This window comes from Vibrio pelagius (assembly GCF_024347575.1).
GTDB classification, from domain to species: Bacteria; Pseudomonadota; Gammaproteobacteria; order Enterobacterales; family Vibrionaceae; genus Vibrio; species Vibrio pelagius.
Map to the genome: position 1 here is coordinate 1,289,394 of NZ_AP025504.1, position 13,929 is coordinate 1,303,322.

11 protein-coding genes and 1 riboswitch are annotated in these 13,929 nt (G+C 46.4%); of the genes, 9 read left to right on the forward strand and 2 right to left on the reverse strand.

The genetic code is table 11. The features are described from left to right. Positions 1 to 123 precede the first annotated feature (123 nt). Positions 124 to 1,335, reverse strand: a complete 1,212-nt coding sequence (locus vsple_RS19800; protein WP_261883544.1) for an MFS transporter — start codon at positions 1,333 to 1,335, stop codon at positions 124 to 126. Positions 1,336 to 1,426: 91 nt separating this feature from the next. Between vsple_RS19800 and vsple_RS19805 the strand changes: the two genes are divergently transcribed. The 6 genes from vsple_RS19805 (at position 1,427) to tenA (ending at position 7,673) form a co-directional block, all read left to right on the forward strand. After that, positions 1,427 to 3,115 (forward strand): ABC transporter substrate-binding protein, encoded by a 1,689-nt coding sequence (locus tag vsple_RS19805; protein WP_261883545.1) that lies wholly within the window; start codon positions 1,427 to 1,429, stop codon positions 3,113 to 3,115. Between the two features lie 228 nt (positions 3,116 to 3,343). Next, positions 3,344 to 3,455: riboswitch (TPP riboswitch) on the forward strand. Between the two features lie 103 nt (positions 3,456 to 3,558). Further along, positions 3,559 to 4,419 carry a bifunctional hydroxymethylpyrimidine kinase/phosphomethylpyrimidine kinase gene (gene thiD, locus vsple_RS19810; protein WP_261883546.1) on the forward strand — a complete coding sequence of 287 codons (861 nt, stop codon included), beginning with the start codon at positions 3,559 to 3,561 and terminating at the stop codon, positions 4,417 to 4,419. Continuing rightward, a complete protein-coding gene (locus vsple_RS19815; RefSeq protein ID WP_261883547.1) occupies positions 4,409 to 5,188 on the forward strand; it encodes an ABC transporter ATP-binding protein in 780 nt (259 codons plus the stop codon). Before thiD ends, vsple_RS19815 begins: the two co-directional genes overlap by 11 nt. Positions 5,189 to 5,240: 52 nt before the next feature. Continuing rightward, a complete protein-coding gene (locus vsple_RS19820; RefSeq protein ID WP_261884024.1) occupies positions 5,241 to 5,984 on the forward strand; it encodes an ABC transporter permease in 744 nt (247 codons plus the stop codon). A 61-nt stretch (positions 5,985 to 6,045) separates the two neighbouring features. Beyond that, a complete protein-coding gene (locus vsple_RS19825; protein ID WP_419723813.1) occupies positions 6,046 to 6,978 on the forward strand; it encodes an ABC transporter substrate-binding protein in 933 nt (310 codons plus the stop codon). Between the two features lie 8 nt (positions 6,979 to 6,986). After that, positions 6,987 to 7,673: a thiaminase II gene (gene tenA, locus vsple_RS19830; RefSeq protein ID WP_261883549.1), complete on the forward strand. Its 687-nt coding sequence runs from the start codon at positions 6,987 to 6,989 to the stop codon at positions 7,671 to 7,673. 287 nt (positions 7,674 to 7,960) lie between these two features. Here tenA and vsple_RS19835 read toward each other — a convergent pair whose 3' ends face one another. Continuing rightward, positions 7,961 to 9,907, reverse strand: coding sequence for a methyl-accepting chemotaxis protein (locus vsple_RS19835; RefSeq protein WP_261883550.1), 1,947 nt, complete (start codon positions 9,905 to 9,907; stop codon positions 7,961 to 7,963). 332 nt (positions 9,908 to 10,239) lie between these two features. On the opposite strand from vsple_RS19835, the gene vsple_RS19840 reads away from it, so the two are divergent. The 3 genes from vsple_RS19840 (at position 10,240) to vsple_RS19850 (ending at position 13,929) form a co-directional block, all read left to right on the forward strand. Continuing rightward, positions 10,240 to 10,647 carry a hypothetical protein gene (locus vsple_RS19840; protein WP_261883551.1) on the forward strand — a complete coding sequence of 136 codons (408 nt, stop codon included), beginning with the start codon at positions 10,240 to 10,242 and terminating at the stop codon, positions 10,645 to 10,647. 105 nt (positions 10,648 to 10,752) lie between these two features. After that, positions 10,753 to 12,207, forward strand: coding sequence for a TolC family protein (locus vsple_RS19845; RefSeq protein WP_420833820.1), 1,455 nt, complete (start codon positions 10,753 to 10,755; stop codon positions 12,205 to 12,207). 9 nt (positions 12,208 to 12,216) lie between these two features. Then, the gene (locus vsple_RS19850) at positions 12,217 to 13,929 is read left to right on the forward strand and encodes an efflux RND transporter periplasmic adaptor subunit (protein WP_261883552.1); all 1,713 of its coding nucleotides are present in this window, start codon (positions 12,217 to 12,219) and stop codon (positions 13,927 to 13,929) included.

The following is a 13,929-nucleotide window of genomic DNA, read 5'->3' on the forward strand; positions in this document are numbered from 1 at the left end:
TTGAGTAAGGGTGAGTCTAGTTAGAAATCGATCAAAACTAAGAGCCTTAGTTATTAGCGCAATGTACCTGTTTAACGCCCAAAGCGAAATTCGTTTTGGGCGTTTGTATATCTTATTATGCGATTAGCGAATAGAACGAACACTGGTCGTCATTAACCAAAATGCGGTTAGTAGCTGTGTAACAAAACACCCCACGAACAGCCACTGAGTACCAATCAGTGATGTTAAGTAGCCAGAACTAGCAAGGCCAAATGGCATTAGGAGTTTGAATAGCGAGCCTGTTAACCCGTTTACTCGACCGAGAACGCTGACATCAAAGGCTTCTTGGCGGTAACTCCAGATACAGATGCTGCTATATAGACCCACAGCGGACACCCAAAAGAACCCAGCAATAAGCGCTGTTTGATTATCCATTATAAGTGGAATAACAAACCCGATGGATTCGAGTGCGATAGAGATAATGAGAAGCCATCCCAGCCCCCATTTCTTGCGTAATTTGTCGGCGCTGAATGCACCAATAAGACCACCAATGCCAGAAGCGACGATCAGATAACTGACTCCCACTGCATTTAACCCTAAATCTGCTTTGGCATAGTAGATTGCCTGAATCCAGAATACGGCACCTGTTGTGTTGATGATCATGACTGCAAGAGTAATTAACCACATGTTCTGCTCATTGCGTAGTGCTTGCCATCCCTCTTTTATGGCATTGAAAGTGCTTTGTTTGTCTCTGTTGATGGGTGTTTTTACGTCGAGCCTTTTGAGCTGCCAAAAAGCCAGTAGCATTAAAAGCGCAACACCGATAAAGACGTTGTGAATCGTCGCCAGTAACATGATGGCTCCAGAGAGCACAGGTCCAACGGTTTCCATAAAACTGCCCAAGGAGCTCATTCGAGCTGTGGCCACATTTTGAGTTTCATGAGAAAGCGCGCTTTTCTGAATCGACATACGCGCATTGTGGTAGCCGTAGTTAAACGCCATCATCAAGAAAGCACATGGAAACAGAACCCATAATGGCTCAGCTAGGAACTCAACCGCCAGGAACGAGATAAACACCGTCATAGCCTGACCAAGTAACATGGTCAGCGACCACTGCTTTTTATCACTGCGGTCAACCCACACGCCAATAAATAGAGCCAGCAATAGATTGGGCAGAAACTCAACGGCTCTCATCCAACCCATCCACTCGGAGGATTGGGTCAATTCATACACTAACAACGGTAATGCAAGTGTGTAGATTTGGCTCGCAAAGCTCACAAACAGAGCACTGCTAAACAACGTAACGAAGGTTCTATTCTTCCAGATGGAGCCATGAGACTCAGCTAACGTATTCATCTAAATATCCTTTTTATTTTTGGTAACACGGTTATTATTTGAAAATAAAAGATGAAGAAAAATAGAAATATAATTTTAGGATTTCACCTTTATGCGTTATTGGTTAGCTTTGGTATTTTTGCGAGATTTTGGATTCGAGATAGGTCGATGGACACCGATTTCATTGGATGACATTACGAAAGCGTTGAATTGCACGCGTCGTAACGCTCAGTTGGTTATCAAAAGGCTGGTGGAAGAGTCGATCATTGATTGGAAGTCGGGTGTTGGCAGAGGTAATTTGCCTCAGCTTCTGCTTAAAGAGTCGGTAAACACCACACTAATCGAACAAGCTAAGTTCTGGATGAACGAGGGAAAAGCCGATCAAGCGTTGAACCTAATCAGAAACAAAGATCGAGATCAGTTTATTGCCGAGTTCGTTAGTCAATATCAACAGCAAGATAGCGAGCAAGACATCCTCCAAATCCCTTTTTATCGAGCGACGCACAGCTTGATCCCCTATGAAATATCCAGGCGTACTGAACAGCACATCGCTGATTACCTCTATGCGAACCTGTTACGTTTCAACAGAGATACAGGCCAGTTGGAAGGCGATTTAGCGCAAACTTGGGTGCATACAGGCGATATGCTAGAGGTTCGACTGCGTAAGTCACTTAAGTTCTGGGATGGCTCAGCACTGACTGCATTTGATGTGAAGGCAGCCTATGAATCGATCATCTCGTCAAACTCGGTGAGCCGAGGTCTGTTCTTACTCATTGATGAGTTTTCTGTGGTCGACGAGTACACCTTACGAATTCGCTCCAAACGTTTGTCTCATTATCTGCCAAGGCTGATGGCGCATGGTGCGCTATCGGTTTCCAAATTGAACAGCTACGGTACGATAGTCGGAAGTGGAGCGTTTCGATTGGTAGAGCAAACCGATTACCGAACGCTACTTACTGCGTCTCCTCATTATCACGGCTATCGACCTTGGCTAGATGGCGTAGAAATCTGGAACATGGGCTTATCTGCAAATGACTTTCAAATGCATTGCGATATTGTGCATGGCAGCTCTGCCCCGGATATTGCTGATGAATTCACACAGGTACAACAGTGGGAAGAGGGCTGTATCTACGCTTGTTTAAACAGTGCAAACAACGCATGGATGAAGTTGGCAAATCATCGTCGATACATCCAACAGTTGCTGCAATCCTTGCCGATGAATGGTGTGAGAGACACTATGATTTATCGACGAGCCTCAGGAATGACAAGCCTTGAACCCTTAAAACTTGGTAAAGCAGTGGACTTGTCTTTCGCGAATCAGGTACCGCTGGAGGTGTTAACTTATCAGCTGCCTGGGCATATTGAAGCGGCTGAAAACATCACTGATTTGCTATGTCAGCATGGCTTAAACTCAAACCTTACCGTGCTGCCATACCCTGAATTTGACCAAGTAGAACGACAATCGAGTGCGGATATTATTGTTTCTGGTGAGGTGTTTGGTGAACATAAAGAGAGTTCCTGGCTCGGATGGTTGTTGTGCACTAACACCGTGACGGCGACTCTGAATAAGCAATCAAAGACTTGGTTCGAACAGCAAGTCTTTGATAATTTGGCTCAATCTGATGAAAGTAAGCGTGTACAAGGTTATCAGCGAATTGAGCGCGAATTGATTCGAAAAGCGATCTATATTCCTCTTTTTCAATGCGCGCAAGATATGAGAATCTCTCATAAAGTGAATGCGATGGATCTTCTTACTAATGGCTGGATCGACTTCAATCAGGTTGTCTTTGAAGGCCGCTAAAGGAGAACAAATCTAGAATAGATAAAGTCGTTTGCCGTTATTGGCGAGGTAGAAACCGAATTGAGGCGCGCAACGACGAGCTCGAAGTGTTGATTAAAGATAAGAGATAAAAAGTGAACAACGCAAAATACCTGACGAATTTGCGCACAAAAACGATTTCGTTCACGCTTTAGTAAATAATAATCTGCAAAATGATTACCTCACTCTCAAGAGTGCTGTTAGTATGGATGCAAATAGTCGGGGGGCAATTACACCATGTTGTATTTGCTGAGATCGAATTTCGAGACCCGTTGAACCTGATTCAGTTAGTACTGGCGTAGGGAACTATTGATACTAAAACCTATGCGGTACCGACTTTCATTCCATCGATCCTTCGATCTCTGGTGCCTGCCATCTCGGTTTTAGTTCAGTTCTCCTGCGTCTTTTAGATGGTAGGAGCGACCATGACACAGCATTCCAGCACCCAAATCGACATTCAGTCCATTTCTTCAAGCACTCCAATTGTGTTAACCATTGCGGGTTCAGACAGTGGCGGCGGCGCGGGTATTCAAGCCGATATCAAAGCCATGTCTGCGACCGGTAGTTTTGCATGTTCAGTGATCACTGCAATCACGTCGCAAAATACACAAGGCGTTTCCGCCATCTTTCCGATTCCATTAGATCATGTTGCAAGCCAGCTTGATGCAGTATTCAGTGACCTGAACGTCGTTGCGGTCAAAGTCGGCATGTTGGCAGATTCAAACATCATCAAGGTTGTAGCGGATAAGATTAAGCAGTATCAACCCAAACATCTGGTTATTGACCCAGTAATGGTTGCGACCAGTGGCGACTTGTTGCTTGAGCAGTCAGCCATCAGTACCTTGAAAGAAACGCTTATTCCACTTGCCGACATCATTACACCTAACTTGCCGGAAGGCGCTGCATTGACTGGGAAACCTGTTCCTGAAAGCGAAGCCGACATGCAAGATATGGTTGAAGAACTTCGCGCGTTGGGTGCGAAAGCAGTGCTGTTGAAAGGTGGCCACTTAGAGCAAGACGAAAACAGCAATGACCTAATGATTTTGCCAACAAGCACTGCTCTCATCAGCGCAAAACGCTTCCCAACCAAGAACACTCACGGAACGGGATGCACGCTTTCTTCGGCTATTGCCTCTTACCTTGCGCAAGGGAATGAGCTGACTCAATCCGTTGAGCTTGGTAAGCGCTATATCTCGGAAGCGATTGCCCACGCAGATCAATTAAATGTCGGTCAAGGGCACGGACCTGTGAATCACTTCTACGCAGGTCATGCTGATGTCCGCTAAATCCCTTGGCGTTGAAATCACCAGTGCCAGCATTCGTTATCTCGATAACCAACAGCCGACGTTACAAGGCCTGAGCTTATCGATTCCTGCATCTCAATGGACCGTGTTATTGGGCAGAAGTGGCTGCGGGAAAACGACCATTTTACGTTATCTCGCTGGTCTATTGGGTGAGAGCATCGAGTGGCAAGGTGTCGTGAAGACGAGTGATGGTCAATCGCTAGAGGGCAAGGTTGCTTACATGGCACAGCAAGATCTGCTGCTGCCTTGGTTATCGGTGATTGATAACGTATGTCTAAGCCATCGCTTTACTGGGAAAGACACCCAAAGCTTGGAAAGTACTTTAAGCGATGCAGACAACCACGCAAGAGCTTTGTCTTTGCTGAAATCGGTTGGGCTTGCTGATTATGCTCACGCTATGCCACAACAACTGTCTGGTGGCATGCGTCAACGTGTTGCGTTAGCGCGAACGCTTATGCAAGACAAACCTATCGTATTGATGGATGAGCCTTTCTCCGCGTTAGATGCGGTAACAAGGCACAAACTGCAAACCTTAGCGGCTCACTTGCTACAAGATAAAACCGTGGTCTTGATTACTCATGATCCACAAGAAGCGGTGCGCTTGGCACACAACCTTTACGTGTTGCAAGGCTCACCCGCATCTGCTCAATCACTGCAAGTTCCGACAACATTGCCTCCAAGAACCCTAGATGGTCAGTGCGCGAGCATTCAGCAGAAAATATTAGAGCAGTTGGAGCAAGACTATGCATAGTTCCCAAGCGCTAGCCAAGCCTCAATCGGCATCGAACTATAAGAATCACTCTATGAGCCCGTTACTGCGTGTCGTGATAAGTACTGTAATTATTCTGGGTCTGTGGCAGTTGGTGGTTGTGGTGTTTGAAATGCCGAGCTTTATTTTGCCAGCTCCGATGGAAGTGTTTAACAAGCTGATTGAACGCTATGACGTGTTGTTCAAGCACACATGGGTTACCGCCCAAGAGATCCTACTGGGGTTGCTACTTGGCTTATCGATGGGTTTGTTCTTCGCACTTCAAATGTTGCTATTCGAACCGCTTAAACGTTGGTTGCTGCCTATTCTGATCGCAAGTCAGGCTGTTCCTGTCTTTGCAATTGCGCCAGTCCTGATGCTGTGGCTTGGCTACGGTATCGCTTCGAAGGTTGTGATGGCGGCGATCATTATTTTCTTCCCAGTGACTACGTGCTGCTACGACGGTTTACGCAATACCCCGCGTGGCTATCTCGATCTGGCTCAAACCATGGGCGCCACCAAATGGCAAAGGTTACGTCATATCCAGCTGCCAGCGGCACTGCCGACTTTGGCATCAGGTGTACGTGTGGCTGTAGTGATTGCACCAATTGGTGCGGTTGTCGGTGAATGGGTGGGTTCAAGTGAAGGGCTTGGCTACCTGATGCTACAAGCTAACGCACGAATGATTATTGATGAGATGTTTGCTGCGCTATTTATCTTAGCTGTGCTCTCTATCTCACTCTACTTTGTTACAGACAAATTACTCAAAAAGGCGATCCCTTGGGAAAGCCGCAACTAAACAAAATCTATAAAAATAGAAAGTTCAAAAGGAAAGGTTAACCGTGAAAAATAGTAAATTTATGAGCGCTGCTGCTCTAATGGCTTCGTTGGTTTCAGGCCATGTCATGGCAGACGAAACTAAAGTAACGCTAATGCTAGATTGGTTTGTAAACCCGAACCATGGGCCTATCGTGATTGCTCATGAACGTGGTTACTTTGAAGAGCAGGGCTTAGAAGTTGAAATTCAAGAACCAGCAGACCCAAGCACCCCAGCCAAACTGGTTGCCGCAGGGCGCGTTGATCTTGCCGTTACATACCAGCCGAGCCTAACGATGGATGTGGCAGCAGGTCTTCCATTAGTGCGAGCCTCTACGCTTATCGCAACACCACTGAACACGCTAATGGTTCTGGACAATGGCAAGAATGATTCACTGGCCGATCTTAAAGGTAAGAAGATTGGTATTGCCATTGCGGGTAACGAAGAAGCGACGATCGGCACTATGCTAGCGCAGGAAAACGTTGCGTTTACCGACGTTCAAACCATCAATGTGGGTTGGGCACTCTCTTCTTCTCTGGCATCAGGCAAAGTCGACGCGATTTGGGGCGGCCTGCGTAACTTTGAAACAAACCAACTGGCTCTGGAAGGCTACAAAGCAAAAGCCTTCTTCCCAGAAGAGCACGGTGTACCTGCTTACGATGAGCTGATCTTTGTTGCGAATGCTAACAAACGTGATGAAGCGGCGATCAAAGCGTTCAACAAAGCGCTAGAGCAGGCGACGACCTACATCGTGAACCACCCAACCGAGTCTTGGAAACAGTTTGTTGCTTACTCGCCAGATACTCTTAACAACGAGCTGAACCAGCGCGCATGGAACGACACTCTAACGCGTTTTGCACTTCGCCCATCGGCCGTCGATCTTAAGCGTTACGATGATTACGCACAGTTTATGTACGACAAAGGCATCATCAAATCACTGCCAAAAGCGGCTGACTACGTACCGACGTTTGAATAAGGAGCGTCATGAAATATCAAGATTTAATCACAGCTTGTCAGCAAGATTGGCAGGACTATACCGAACATGAGTTTGTGCAAGCGCTGGCGCAAGGCACACTGCCTCAGTCGTGTTTTCTTCACTACTTGAAGCAAGATTTTCTATTCCTAAAACAGTATGCCCGTGCTTATGCGTTAGCGATTTATAAAGCCAATACGCTGGCGGATATGCGTCGTGCATTGCCAAGTGTACATGCACTGTTGGATTCTGAAATTGGTCATCACGTGACTTACTGTGAGCTGTGGGGGTTGACTGAATCGGATCTAGAAAATGAACCGGAAGACTTTGGTACTGTGGCGTATACACGCTATGTACTGGATGCCGGTATGACGGGTGATTTGGTTGATCTCTACGCGGCACTGGCACCATGCTCTATCGGTTACGCTGTGATTGGCAAAGCACTACTGGAAGATCCGAACACAGTCTTGGAAGGTAACCCATACCGAAGCTGGATTGAGCTTTATGGCGGTGAAGAGTTCCAAAGTGGCGTAGCGGCAGGGGCTGAGTATTTCGACCAGCTATTGGCGGAAATTGATATCAATAGCCAACGTGGACAGAACTTGATTCACATCTTTAAGACGGCGACACGCATGGAAGTGGCGTTTTGGCAGCAAGGACTTGATACAAGCGATGCTGACTGCTTGTCTAAAGCTTGATTACTTTGCTTACAGTTTAATACCAATCGTAGTAATTAATTGCTCACCCTAGCTTGTTAAAACGCTCGATAACTGCGTTAGAATTTTTGATTGTAGAATAACTACTTATCGAAAAATTCTGCCTTGTTCTCAAGCCTTTTTCCTGCGCTATTTTTGATCACTTACTTACTGTGATTGGTATAACTGATTAAAAGCTCTCTGAAGCCAAAAACAATAACCCCGAGTCTTATCAACTCGGGGTTCTTTTTTATTGGTATATGTCCAATTGCCAGTGGCTACGGCACAAGCTAGGCGCTTTTAAAGCGATCAACTTGGCTCTTAAGGTGGTGTGCAACCTCAGTAAGGTCGCTCGCCGCTTCCGAAATTTTGGCCACAGATTCTTGGTTACTCTGGGCGATGGTATTCGCACCTTGAGCATTGTCACCTAGAGAGCGCGTTAGGCTATCTTGCTCATCAACCGAAGCTGCAATTTGGCTATTTGCTTGGTTAAGGTCTTGAATGTGTTGATTGATCACATGTAGGTTTTGAGAAGCCTGCTGTGCCTGTGTCGAAGCTTGAGATACTGTGCCATGGCTCTCTTTGATCGACTCGAGAGCGTCTTTGGCACCGCGCTGCAACGAGGTGATCAAATCATTGATCTGGCTAGCAGACTCTTGAGTACGTTTCGCTAGAGTACGTACTTCATCTGCAACCACGGCAAAGCCACGGCCTTGTTCACCAGCTCGCGCAGCTTCAATCGCAGCATTCAGTGCGAGCAGGTTTGTTTGCTCAGTTACGCCCTGAATCACCTCTAAAATTGCGCCAATGTTCATCGACTCAGCATGTAGGTCGCTCACTTTCTGGCTGCTCAGCTGCATCTGCTCGTCAGCTTGACCAATCTCTTGTAGGGTTTTGTCTACTTCTGTTAAACCCATCGCAACGTTTGAAGTCGCTTGGCTTGCTACTTCAGAGGCATGGTTAGCGCTAGATGCAATCTCAGAAGTGCTTGATGCGAGCTGAGACACAGCTGATGAGATGTTGATGATTTCGTCATTGAGTCGCGATGCGTTGTTTGAGCCCGTTGTGGTCACGCTATCGAGTGACTCTGACATTTCACCAATGCGTAAGCTGGAAGTATTTACTTGCTGAACGATATCGCGCAGCGACTCGATGGTGGTTTTCATGTTCTCTAGTAACTGACCAATTTCGTTCTGGTCAGTAACTTTAACGTCAACACTCAAGTTACCTTGTGCCAGCTCATTGGTGATCTCTTTAACCTGAGCGATGCCCTTGTTGATAGAGCGAGTCACAAGAATCGCACTCGTTGTCCCAACCAATAATGCAATACCTGTGAGTAATACGATGATTTGAATCGAACGTTCTTCACTTACTGTGAGTTCAGGGATAAGTGCGTTTTTCTGCTGCTCGATGATAGATTGTGCATCTAATACGGCAATGGCGAGGGTATCACCAAGGCTGGTTAGCTGAGTTTGAAGCTGTGCGTTCTCAAGTTTCTGTAGGTGGACTTGCTCAAAACCCGTTGCGTAGGCTTCGCGCTGAGCGGTGAAGCTATCGATTAATTCTGCTTGGTAATCTGATGACTCTAGAGAGCGGATGTCACCCTCAATGCCGGGTAGGGCATATTCAAAAAGATCTTGGCCTGTTTCGTAAGTTTTTGGATTACCGTCGTTTGAGTAACTTAGCACTGCGATTTTCGCGGCTAAGAAGCTCTCCATAAGCATGCCAGCGTACAAGCTCGCGTTGGAGTCGTCGTTATTGTAAGACTCGTAAAGTAAGCTCTGAGCTGCTTTGAGCGCGTTCTCTTCTCTTTTCACCATCTCAACTGTGACTAGCTGGTGGATTAATTGCTGGCTCTGACTCATCAACTGGTAAGCTTGGTCAAAGGCAGTAATGCTCTGTTGAACCTGAGAAAGGCGTTCTAGGCTATCGGCGTGTTGAGTTTGGCTGAGTAAAGATTGCAGTTGTTGGTCGATGTCGCTTTTATTGGCGAGATAAGCTTGCTGATATTGGTCATCAAGCGTTGCTAGGTAGCGTTCAGAGGTGAGGCGCATTTGTAGAAAGTGGGTTTCAATATTGCTGGACTCTTCAGCTTGCCCACTCAATAGACTGTAGTGTTTAAAACCGTTAGACAGGGTTTGGATCCCTTGAAAGCTAACAAAGCCCGAGATGATGAAAAAGAGTAAGCAGATCGCATAACCCAGTTTCACTCTTAAAGAGATAGATAGTTGACGCATATACATCCTTATAATCCGCGTTTCACTGTATTCTTGCCTGTAAGTACTCGTAGAGTATTTCACATTTAAGATGTAAGAGCATGTAAAATGTAACATTAATGTGTCACTTGTAGGCGTTTTGTTGTCTTTGAGTGCTGGTTTCAGAGTTTTTGAGTGGTTTGATGTGTGCCTAGTAACATATTGTTATGGTGTCAGAGTTAACAATCAGTGAAGATTGACGATAGGTGTTTAAGGGCGTTCAATCAATATTAGGGCTATATTTCTCTAAAGAATCGTTGACCTTACCCTTGGGGTAACCTTTATACTGACGGTTCAAAATATATGGATCAATTATGACGCACTCACTTAAGACATTTTGGATTACGATCTTCAGCATCTTCGCGATGTTGATGTCGACGTCTGTCTCCAGTGCGTCAACCATGGAAATGCAGATGATGGATAAAGAGACGATGTCTTGCCATCACGCGAGTATGATGACTCATGCAATGTCTTCAATGTGCGATGTTTCTAGTGATGATCAATCTATGCATGATATGGGACAACATGAGACTTCTCATTGCGCACACAGTGGGGACATGGGAGCAAATTGCTGTGTGTCCATCTGCCTAAGTTGGTCCTATCCAATCCAATCTATCAATTCCTTATCCAGTTTTGCCTACTCGCTTGCCCCTTATCACTCTGTGATTATTGGTAATAAAGTTGCGCGCATTCAGTCTATTCTAAGACCGCCTTCCGCTTAATTCACAATTCCCAAATCTCATTACCTATGACCAACCTACGAGGTTGAGCCTAGGTGCGATCTATGCGTTTTTTTAACGCCACAAAATGGATTTATTCTTGTGAATATTGAATCGAGATGGTTGGTGCTGCCAATGTGCACCAGCTTGATAGCGATGCCTGCATTTGTGATGGCAGCATCGTCAAATGAGGCAGATACCTCTACAAACGGAAGTCGTGCTGTACTTGCGAGCGAAGTAGAGACTCTACAAGCCCAAGAGCGCCAGTTAGCATTGCTTATTGACCAAGCCTTGCAGCGTGATAGCGGACGTCAGCAGATCATCGCGCAATCTCAAGCGACTCGTCATGCGGGTATCGCTTCAGCCACCCTCAGTGATCCAAAACTAAAAGTGGGTTTTGGCGGTCTTCCTGTCGATAGCTTTAAGTTCGACGAAGATCCAATGACCAATATTTCTGTTGGGTTAATGCAGCAGTTTGAACGTGGATCGACCTTGGATTTAAAGGCGCGTCAGTCAAGCCAGCAAGCGGATGGTATTGACTGGCAAGTTGCTGTTCGAGAGAGAGAGATCACCAACACCATTACCACACTATGGTTGGAGCTGGGTTATCAACAAGCTGCACGTTCAACCTTGTTAGAAACGCGCCGTTTAATGGTAGAGCTTGAGCGTTTTGTTGAGACCAATTATGGGATCGGTAACAGCGAAGCTCAGGATCTGCTCAACGCTCAACTGAATGTCGCTAAGTTTGATGAAAAGCTGCAAGCCAATCAGCAACAACAGCGTCGAATTATCGCTCAGCTTTCTGAGTGGTTAGGTTCAGACTGGTTGAGTTCATCACAGGCAAATTTTGCTGCCGATGCGTCACAACCAAGCGTACAACCTCAATCTATTCACGCCAGTAACGCCTTGAATTGGCGAGCTTTAGAAGACCAGTTGAAGCCTTACGTTGGTCAATCCCAATACTACGCTTTATTGCAGTCACACCCTATGGTTCGTGCTGCGGATACGGCTATCACCGTCAACGAAACGCAAGTAGAGATTACAGAGCAAGCGTATCTACCGCAGTTCGGTGTCGAGGTGATGTATGCCTATCGACAAGCGAATAATATGCAAGGTAATCCGGCGTCAGATTTGGTCAGCGCCTATGTGACCATGGATATCCCGATATTCACGGGTAATCGTCAAGACAAGAGTGTTGAAGCTGCTCAGTACCAAGTGGGCTATGCCCGAGCTCAGAAAGAGACGCTTCTTAGTCAAATGAACGCTAAAGTGAATGCGCTCTTAGTGGATAGAGACAACCTATCTCAGCGTATCGAACGTTATCAAAACAGCTTTATTCCTCAAGCTGATGCAACCACAAAGGCCGTTGAACGCGGTTACCAAAATAACACTGCGCAATTTAATGACGTGATCACTGCTATGACTAATGCGCTCAATATCGAGCTAGAACAGCAGAGATTAATTACCGATTTAAACATAGTTAACAGCCAATTGGCTGCGCTTGTTGGTGGCTCATATCACCAGCCTTCTCAATCATCAAAGACAACGCCACAAGCGCAATAAGGAAACATCATGAAATCATTTACAGTCGCAAGTATTGCTCTTGTCGTTGGCGCAGCAATCGGTGTTGGTACGAGCCAATTTTTCCCGATGAACCACGCTGCTATGAGTGGAGAAATGTCAGAAAAAAGCGCAGATGAGCCGCTTTATTGGGTTGCCCCGATGGATCCGAATTATCAACGAGACCAGCCGGGTAAGTCACCAATGGGGATGGACTTAGTTCCTGTTTATGCTGATGACTTGGCAGGTAAAAAAGATAAACCGGGAACGGTCACCATTGACCCTGCAGTGGAGAACAACCTTGGGGTAAAAACCGAGTCTGTGATGTTAGAACCTTTGGCGCCAAAAATAGAGACGGTGGGCTACGTTGCCTTTGATGAAAGTCGTCTGTGGCAGACCAACGTCCGTGCGGCGGGGTGGGTTCAAGACCTATTTATTAACGCGGTCGGTGAAACGGTATCTAATGGTGAGGTGCTGTTTACACTCTATTCTCCAGAGTTAGTTAAGGCACAAGAAGAGCTGTTGAGCGCTTACAAAACGGGTCGTAAAGGTATGATCTCAGGTGCAAAGGAACGACTGGTCTCTTTGGGGGTTGATAAACAACAGATCAATCAAATCGTGAGACGTGGCAAAGCATCGCAAACCATAGAGATAAAAGCGCCAGCCGATGGAGTTATCGCAACCTTAAACATTCGAGAGGGTGGTTATCTTTCTCCTGCTCAAGCGGTCATTAGCGCCGGCCCGTTGGAAGAAGTTTGGGTTGATGCAGAGGTGTTTGAACGTCAAGCACATTGGATTTCGCAAGGCACTGTAGCTTCGATGACGTTAGATGCGGTTCCGGGGGGCGAATGGAGCGGTCGAGTGGATTACGTTTACCCAATCCTAGATCCAACCACTCGAACACTGCGAGTGCGGCTTAAGTTCCCCAATCCTAATGGTGAGCTAAAGCCCAATATGTTCTCGAACATCACGCTCAAACCAGAAAGTGACGATCAAGTCCTGACAGTAGCACGCTCATCGGTGATTCACTCGGGTGGCATGACGCGAGTGGTGTTGTCTGAAGGTGATGGCAAATATCGCTCACATCGTATTCGTGTAGGGCGCGAAGCGGGCGATCGTGTCGAAGTGCTTGAAGGTCTCGAACAGGGGGTGAGCGTCGTTACGTCTGCTCACTTCATGTTGGATTCGGAGTCTAGCCAAACCGCAGATTTGTCTCGAATCTCTTCAATCAATGAAGAGCCAATGCAGATGAGCGATTCCGTGTGGGCAAAAGGCAATATCACTAATCTAATGGTGGGGCACCGCATGGCAACTATTGAGCATCAACCGGTTCCAGAGTGGGATTGGCCAGGAATGGTAATGGACTTTACCTTCTCTGATGAGGTTGATTTATCTGGCTTAGCGAACGGTCAGGCGATCGATTTTAAAATGGAGAAGACGGATTCAGGCCAATTCCAAGTCACCGAAGTGAGCCAAAGTGATAACACAATGGCGACGGAAGTCTGGGTCGAAGGCGATATCACCATGCTGATGGCTGATTTTGGCATGATCACAGTGAATCACCAAGCCGTTGATGAGTGGCAGTGGCAAGCCGGAGAGATGAATTTCACCGCTAGCGATGACATTCCACTTGATGATTACAAAGAGGGACAAAAAGTGCGTTTCCTGGTGGTTAAATCTGGCACGGATTACGTGTTGAAGAAAATTGAGTCGGCTGAGGAGTAG

Bases quoted from the DNA above. Each gene is read 5' to 3' on its own strand.
- vsple_RS19835 (WP_261883550.1), bottom strand. From the start codon at position 9,907: ATGCGTCAACTATCTATCTCTTTAAGAGTGAAACTGGGTTATGCGATC.
- vsple_RS19805 (WP_261883545.1), top strand. From the start codon at position 1,427: ATGCGTTATTGGTTAGCTTTGGTATTTTTGCGAGATTTTGGATTCGAG.
- vsple_RS19825 (WP_419723813.1), top strand. From the start codon at position 6,046: ATGAGCGCTGCTGCTCTAATGGCTTCGTTGGTTTCAGGCCATGTCATG.
- vsple_RS19850 (WP_261883552.1), top strand. From the start codon at position 12,217: ATGAAATCATTTACAGTCGCAAGTATTGCTCTTGTCGTTGGCGCAGCA.
- vsple_RS19820 (WP_261884024.1), top strand. From the start codon at position 5,241: ATGAGCCCGTTACTGCGTGTCGTGATAAGTACTGTAATTATTCTGGGT.
- vsple_RS19815 (WP_261883547.1), top strand. From the start codon at position 4,409: ATGTCCGCTAAATCCCTTGGCGTTGAAATCACCAGTGCCAGCATTCGT.
- vsple_RS19800 (WP_261883544.1), bottom strand. From the start codon at position 1,335: ATGAATACGTTAGCTGAGTCTCATGGCTCCATCTGGAAGAATAGAACC.
- thiD (WP_261883546.1), top strand. From the start codon at position 3,559: ATGACACAGCATTCCAGCACCCAAATCGACATTCAGTCCATTTCTTCA.
- vsple_RS19840 (WP_261883551.1), top strand. From the start codon at position 10,240: ATGACGCACTCACTTAAGACATTTTGGATTACGATCTTCAGCATCTTC.
- tenA (WP_261883549.1), top strand. From the start codon at position 6,987: ATGAAATATCAAGATTTAATCACAGCTTGTCAGCAAGATTGGCAGGAC.